7 protein-coding genes are annotated in these 6,520 nt (G+C 42.9%); 6 read left to right on the top strand and 1 reads right to left on the bottom strand.

The window, feature by feature from the left end:
• Nucleotides 1-142 precede the first annotated feature (142 nt).
• Nucleotides 143-925: a sporulation initiation factor Spo0A C-terminal domain-containing protein gene (locus DW059_RS04500; RefSeq protein WP_117697945.1), complete on the bottom strand. Its 783-nt coding sequence runs from the start codon at nucleotides 923-925 to the stop codon at nucleotides 143-145.
• Nucleotides 926-1,318: 393 nt separating this feature from the next.
• On the opposite strand from DW059_RS04500, the gene DW059_RS04495 reads away from it, so the two are divergent.
• The 6 genes from DW059_RS04495 to DW059_RS04470 are packed head-to-tail and all read left to right on the top strand — an operon-like array spanning nucleotide 1,319 to nucleotide 6,516.
• Entirely contained in the window at nucleotides 1,319-2,734 is a 1,416-nt protein-coding gene (locus tag DW059_RS04495) for an aminotransferase class I/II-fold pyridoxal phosphate-dependent enzyme (protein WP_117697944.1), read from the top strand.
• Nucleotides 2,735-2,790: 56 nt separating this feature from the next.
• Nucleotides 2,791-3,381 carry a guanylate kinase gene (locus DW059_RS04490; RefSeq protein WP_117697943.1) on the top strand — a complete coding sequence of 197 codons (591 nt, stop codon included), beginning with the start codon at nucleotides 2,791-2,793 and terminating at the stop codon, nucleotides 3,379-3,381.
• Nucleotides 3,382-3,389: 8 nt separating this feature from the next.
• Nucleotides 3,390-3,830: a YaaR family protein gene (locus DW059_RS04485; RefSeq protein ID WP_117697942.1), complete on the top strand. Its 441-nt coding sequence runs from the start codon at nucleotides 3,390-3,392 to the stop codon at nucleotides 3,828-3,830.
• 47 nt (nucleotides 3,831-3,877) lie between these two features.
• Nucleotides 3,878-4,867 carry a DNA polymerase III subunit gene (locus DW059_RS04480; RefSeq protein WP_117697941.1) on the top strand — a complete coding sequence of 330 codons (990 nt, stop codon included), beginning with the start codon at nucleotides 3,878-3,880 and terminating at the stop codon, nucleotides 4,865-4,867.
• A 1-nt stretch (nucleotide 4,868) separates the two neighbouring features.
• On the top strand, nucleotides 4,869-5,780 hold the full coding sequence (locus DW059_RS04475; protein WP_117697940.1) for a PSP1 domain-containing protein: 912 nt from the start codon (nucleotides 4,869-4,871) through the stop codon (nucleotides 5,778-5,780).
• Nucleotides 5,767-6,516: a tRNA1(Val) (adenine(37)-N6)-methyltransferase gene (locus DW059_RS04470; RefSeq protein ID WP_022244278.1), complete on the top strand. Its 750-nt coding sequence runs from the start codon at nucleotides 5,767-5,769 to the stop codon at nucleotides 6,514-6,516. The genes DW059_RS04475 and DW059_RS04470 overlap by 14 nt, the downstream gene beginning before the upstream one ends.
• Nucleotides 6,517-6,520 lie beyond the last annotated feature (4 nt).

Below are 6,520 nucleotides of genomic sequence, written 5' to 3'. Positions count from 1 at the left end.
AAATGTATTAAAAATCATATAAAACCAACCCGATTTTAAACCTAAGAAATGTTTCGAATTTTTCTATAATCTCCTTACATTTTTGAAAAGGAGGAATAGAAATGGATTGGTTATTAGATTTTATCAAGCAGTTTATCAAACATTAACGTCCATCCGTAATCTTTTCCGCGTAAAAGTAAATGAACTCCTTAATGGTAGGCATTCCGCGGTCAGGATTAATGTGGGCGGTGTAGCAGTTAAGAAGAGTTTCGGTGTCATTGGAATTCCATGCGCGGTTAATGGCATTCTGCATGGCACGTTCCACACTGGAATTACTCTTCTTATACTTGTTACCAAGAATCTGGGAAATGTTTGTGGTCGGTCCATCAATTGTTATCATAATGGCATCGGTCAGATATTTGTAACCAACAACCTTTGGACTGATACCAATGAGCTCCAGTTCCCGGTGGATTCTGCGGATAAGTCCCTGCTCTAAATCTTTTTGATTATCTTTCATATAAGAAGTATTGGATGTGGATTCTGTCATTTCAATCATAGGGAGAAGCTGTTCGAGAAAATCAACAGCAGATTCCGGAGAATACGAATCTTCATATTTGCCGATAATGAAATCAGCACCAAGTCTTCGGGCGGATTCCAGTGTGATTTTGCTGGAGTTGTAAGTGGTAACAAGAATATAAGGCTTTTTCTCTAAGCCCAGTTTATTTAAGTCAGAAAGGAAAAACAGTCCGTTTCCACCGCCATGATGCAATTCCAGATCAAGAATAACAGCGTCAGGAAGCGTATTCTGTACATATTGAATGCCAACATAAGAATTATTGGTGACGCCGGCTAAATCCATATTATCTTTGGACGCAATATAGTTTGAAATACGATTGCAGGTGTCCATATCATCTTCGATCAATAAAATGTGGAGCGTTTTTTCCATGTATAAGTCCTCCTGATTTACTCATATATCGTTTCAATAAAATAACATTTCACAAGGCATCTTTAAAATTAAGCTTATTATATCTCAAAAACCCCTTTGAAACAACAAAAAACAATACAAACCAACGAAAACCAACAACAAAAGCATAAAGTTTGTGTTGGAAAAAAGTGGTAAACTACCCAGTAAGGAGTATCGATAAAAAATTTGAGTTGTGTAAAGTTATCATATAGATTCGGGTGGCTGCTTTCAAAGCGGTCACCCGAAAGTCGTTTCTGGCGGGAAAAATCCCTTGTCTTTTCCCCTTTCAAGCCGTACTATAGAAATAGGTATATCAATTAGAAAATCAGCCATTATTCAAAGAGTATGAAACCATAATAACAGGCCAGGTGAACCATGACATATATAAAAGACGAATTATGTAAATTGGCATCCTCTGATATGTATCCCCTTCATATGCCGGGACATAAGCGGAGACTGGATTGTGACATCAATCCTTATACATATGATATTACAGAAATAGATGGATTTGATAATCTGCATGCCGCAGAAGGAATTATAAAGGAAGCCGAGGAGCGGGCAGCCGCATTATGGGGCGCAAAGAGTTCTTTCTTTCTGGTAAATGGAAGTACCTGCGGTATTTTAGCAGCACTCAGTGCCGCATTACCGAAAAAGGGACATCTTCTGATGGCACGAAACAGCCATAAGGCAGCATATCATGCAGCATATTTAAGAGAGTTACAGGTGACATATCTCTATCCGGTATTTACAGAATTCGGGATACAGGGTGGAATACTGCCGGAGCAGGTGGAAGCTGCATTAGAAGCGGATGAAAGTATTGAGGCTGTGTTTCTTACATCACCAACCTATGATGGAATCGTATCAGATATAGAAAAAATAGCAGAAATTGCCCATCAGCATGGGATTCCGCTGATTGTGGACGAAGCTCATGGTGCGCATCTTGGCTTTCATCCGTATTTCCCAAAATCAGCTATTACACTGGGAGCAGATGTGGTAATCCAGAGCCTGCATAAGACGCTTCCGGCACCTACACAGACTGCAATTCTGCATTGGAATTCTTCTTATATAAATAAGGAACGGTTGGAGTGGTTCTTAAATATCTATGAAACCAGTTCTCCATCCTACTTATTCTTGACCAGTATAGATGAATGTGTGCGTCTGCTGACGGAAGAGAAAGAGAAGTATTTTGATGCATATGAGAAGCATATGAAAGACTTTTATGAAAAAGCATCCCATTTTTCTAATGTGGAAGTCATGGGAGAAGTGGATTTAAAAGAGACAGAAGGCTTTGCCAAAGACCCGTCGAAGCTGGTACTCCGTGCCACGAAAGCCGGACTTTCCGGGGAAGAGCTGTATCAGCTGCTCAGGGAGAAATACCATTTGCAGTTAGAAATGTGTCAGGGAGACTATGCGCTGGCAATGACCAGTATTTTTGACAGCGAGGAAGGTTTTGACCGGCTGTATGCGGCACTGGAAGAAATTGATAAAAAAGAAGCCGTAGCAAGAAGAACAATAACGCCGCAGTTTCTGACCGAAGCCTATGCAAAGCGGACGGTCCGCATATCCATTGCAGAAGCGCTGGATGCAAAGACAGCGGAAATGGGGATGAAGGAAAGTGTTGGCAAGACGGCAGGAGCATTTGTCTATCTTTATCCGCCGGGTATCCCGATGTTGGTGCCGGGAGAAGAGATTTCCAAAGAGGCGGTGGCAGTGATAAAAACCTGCCGGGAGAATGCATTTCGTATTCATGGCGTGACTGAGGACGGAAAGATAAAAGTTGTCATTTCCTGAAAATTATTTTATACTAGAAAACAGACGGCAAAACCGTAGAAACAGGAGATTTACACATGGGAAAGATTTTCTGCCTGATGGGCAAGAGCTCAACAGGAAAAGATACCATATATAAGATGCTGCGGGGTGAGAAAGCGTTGCAGCTTCAGACGATTGTACCATATACTACCCGGCCGATCCGTGCCGGCGAGGCGGAGGGCGTAGAGTATCATTTTATTGATGAACAAAGGCTTTTGAAGCTCGAAAAAGAAGGAAAAGTCATAGAGCAGCGCGCATATGATACTATATACGGAATCTGGCGCTATGCCACAATTGCAGACGGGCAGGTCAATCTGTCGGAGCACAGTTATCTTCTAATTGGCACCCTTGCCGTGTATACACAGCTTTGTGCCTATTATGGAAAAGACGCAATCGTACCGATATATATAGAAGTAGAAGATGGTTTACGCCTGCAGCGGGCATTGGACCGGGAGCGGATGCAGGATAAGCCAAAGTATACAGAGCTTTGCAGGAGATTTCTTGCAGATGATGCGGATTTTGCAGAAGAAGCATTGGAAAAGGCAGGAATTACCAGACATTTTGAGAATGATAATCTGCAAAAGACAGTAGAGGAAATTGCAGCTTTTGTGCTATCATATAATGGATAGGTGATAAAATGGAGATTAGAGTAAACGGCACTGCACCGGTGAATCAGACCACCGGAACCACGCCGGTAGACACCGGAGACGGCAGCTTTAAATTTACATTGACCAGTGCAATCGAAGAGCAGGAGCTTCAGCAGCGGTTGAACAGCCTCTTAGATGACATTACCAAGCAGGGTAATCTTATTGCACAGCATATGGACATCCGGGACATGAAGAAATACCGCGGACTGGTGAAGGATTTCTTAAATGAAGTCGTAACCCGTTCCCATAAATTTTCCAGAGAGAACTTTCTCGACCGGAAAGGCCGTCATCGTGTCTATGGAATCGTCAAGTTGGTGGATAAGAACTTAGACGAACTGGCAGAAGAGCTGGTGAAGGATGAGTCGGACCACATTACCATATTGGATAAAATCGGGGAAATTGCAGGCTTATTGCTGGATATTTTCACGTAAAACAGGGCAGCCTAAGACAGCAGGAAGCTCAGGAGAAAGGAGCGCACATGGCAGGATTTGCAGAAATCATTGGACATGAACAGATTATAGAGCATTTACAGAATGCAATAAAAATGGATAAAATATCCCATGCATATATATTGAACGGACCGGACAAATCCGGCAAGAAAATGCTGGCGGAGGCATTTGCCCAGACCCTGCAGTGTGAGAAGCACGGCATTGAGCCCTGCATGGAGTGCCATTCCTGTAAGCAGGCAGTGAACCACAACCAGCCGGACATCATTTATGTCACACATGAGAAGCCGAATACGCTTTCCGTTGCAGATATCCGCAGCCAGCTTGTAAATGATGTAGATGTGAAGCCATACAGCAGCAGATATAAGATTTATATTGTAGATGAAGCAGAGAAAATGAACCAGCAGGCGCAGAATGCACTGTTAAAAACCATCGAAGAGCCGCCGGCATATGCGGTTATCATTCTGCTGACTACCAATGCAGATGCATTTTTACCGACGATTCTTTCCCGGTGTGTGGTATTGAACCTTAAGGTAGTTTCTGATGATAAAATCAAAAAATATCTGATGGAGCACTGTAAAGTGCCGGATTATCAGGCAGATGTGTGTGTGGCATTTGCCCAGGGAAATGTGGGAAAGGCAATGGCACTGGCATCTTCGGATGATTTCCAGGAGCTGAAAGCTGCAGCTGTGCAGTTATTAAAGCGAATCCATGAGATTGAGCTTTATGAATTTAAGGAAGCCATCAAACAGATTAACGAATATAAAATGGAAATCAACGATTATCTTGATATCATGATGATCTGGTTTCGGGACATTTTATTATATAAAGCAACAACAGATGTAAATGGACTGATATTTAAGGATGAAGTCTATGACATAAAGAAGCAGGCAAGCAAGAGTTCCTACAGTGGAATTGAAGCAATATTAGAAGCGTTGGAAAAGGCAAAGGTGCGCCTTACGGCAAATGTCAACTTTGACCTTGTGATGGAATTGTTGCTGCTGACAATAAAGGAGAATTAGAATGACAAAAGTAGTTGGAGTCAGATTCCGCAGAGCCGGAAAGATATATTATTTTGACCCGGGTAAAGCAAAGATGGCGGCAGGCAGCCATGTTATCGTGGAGACTGCCCGTGGCATAGAGTACGGAACTGTGCTGATTGCCCCGAAAGAGGTAGACGATAAAGCAGTGGTTCAGCCATTGAAGCCGGTCATCCGCGTGGCAACACCGGAGGACGATAAGACTGAGCAGAGAAATAAAGAGAAAGAAAAAGAAGCATACAAAATCTGTTTTGAGAAAATTGCAAAGCATAAGCTTGAAATGAAGCTGGTAGAAGCAGAGTATACCTTTGATAACAATAAGCTTCTGTTTTACTTTACCGCAGACGGACGAATTGATTTCCGTGAACTGGTAAAGGATCTGGCAGCAGTATTCCGTACCAGAATTGAGCTGCGCCAGATTGGAGTGAGAGACGAGACCAAGATTTTAGGCGGAATTGGAATCTGCGGAAGAGAATTATGCTGTAAATCCTATCTGGCTGATTTTGCTCCGGTATCCATTAAGATGGCAAAGGAGCAGAACCTGTCCTTAAATCCGACTAAGATTTCCGGTGTATGTGGCAGACTGATGTGCTGTCTGAAAAATGAGGCTGAAACATACGAATATTTAAACAGCCGTCTTCCGAATGTGGGTGATACCGTTATCACAATTGATGGATGTAAAGGTGAAGTACAGAGCATTAACGTATTGCGTCAGCTGGTGAAGGTCTTAATCGAAGTAAATGATGAGAAAGAACTTCGGGAATATAAGGTAAAAGAGCTGAAGTTCAAGCCAAGAAGACGCAGAGACAATATCAAACTTTCTCCGGAAGAGATGAAAGAGCTGGAAGCCTTAGAGGATAAGGGAGGAAAGTCTAAGATTAATGACGTCAAGTAATGAGATTCAATTAAAACCGGATGAGCGTGTGGACGAGCTGAATCGCAAGGGTTATCGTATCATTCAGGATACGAAGCAGTTCTGCTTTGGAATGGATGCGGTACTCTTAAGTGCTTTTGTAAAGGTAAAACCGAAACAGAGAGTGTTAGACCTTGGAACCGGAACGGGAGTGATTCCCATCCTATTAGAGGCGAAGACTCCCGGAGAGCATTTTACCGGGCTTGAGATTCAGCCGGACAGTGCCGACATGGCAAGACGAAGTGTTGCGTTAAATGGATTGACGGATAAAATCGATATCGTAACAGGAGATATAAAAGATGCCTCGAAGATCTTTGGGGCATCTTCTTTTGATATTATAACCACAAATCCGCCTTATATGATAGGACAGCACGGTCTTACGAATCCGGAGGAAGCAAAGGCAATTGCCCGTCATGAAATATTGTGCAATCTTACGGATATTATGAGGGAGAGTGCGAGAATACTAAAGCCGGGGGGACATTTTTTTATGGTACACCGTCCGTTTCGTCTGACGGAAATCATCTGTTGTATGCATGAGCATCGCATCGAGCCAAAGCGGATGCGGCTGGTATATCCATATGCAGACCGGGAGCCGAACATGGTACTTATCGAAGGCTGCAGAGGCGGGCGTTCCCGTATGACGGTGGAGAAGCCGCTGATTGTATACAAGGAACCGAATGTATACACCGATGAAATATATGAGATTTATGATTTGTAATGAA

The organism is Roseburia sp. AF42-8, assembly GCF_003435965.1.
GTDB lineage: Bacteria > Bacillota > Clostridia > Lachnospirales > Lachnospiraceae > Roseburia_C > Roseburia_C amylophila.
The sequence above is the reverse complement of the archived record's forward strand: the minus strand, read 5'-3'. Positions and strand labels throughout refer to the sequence as shown.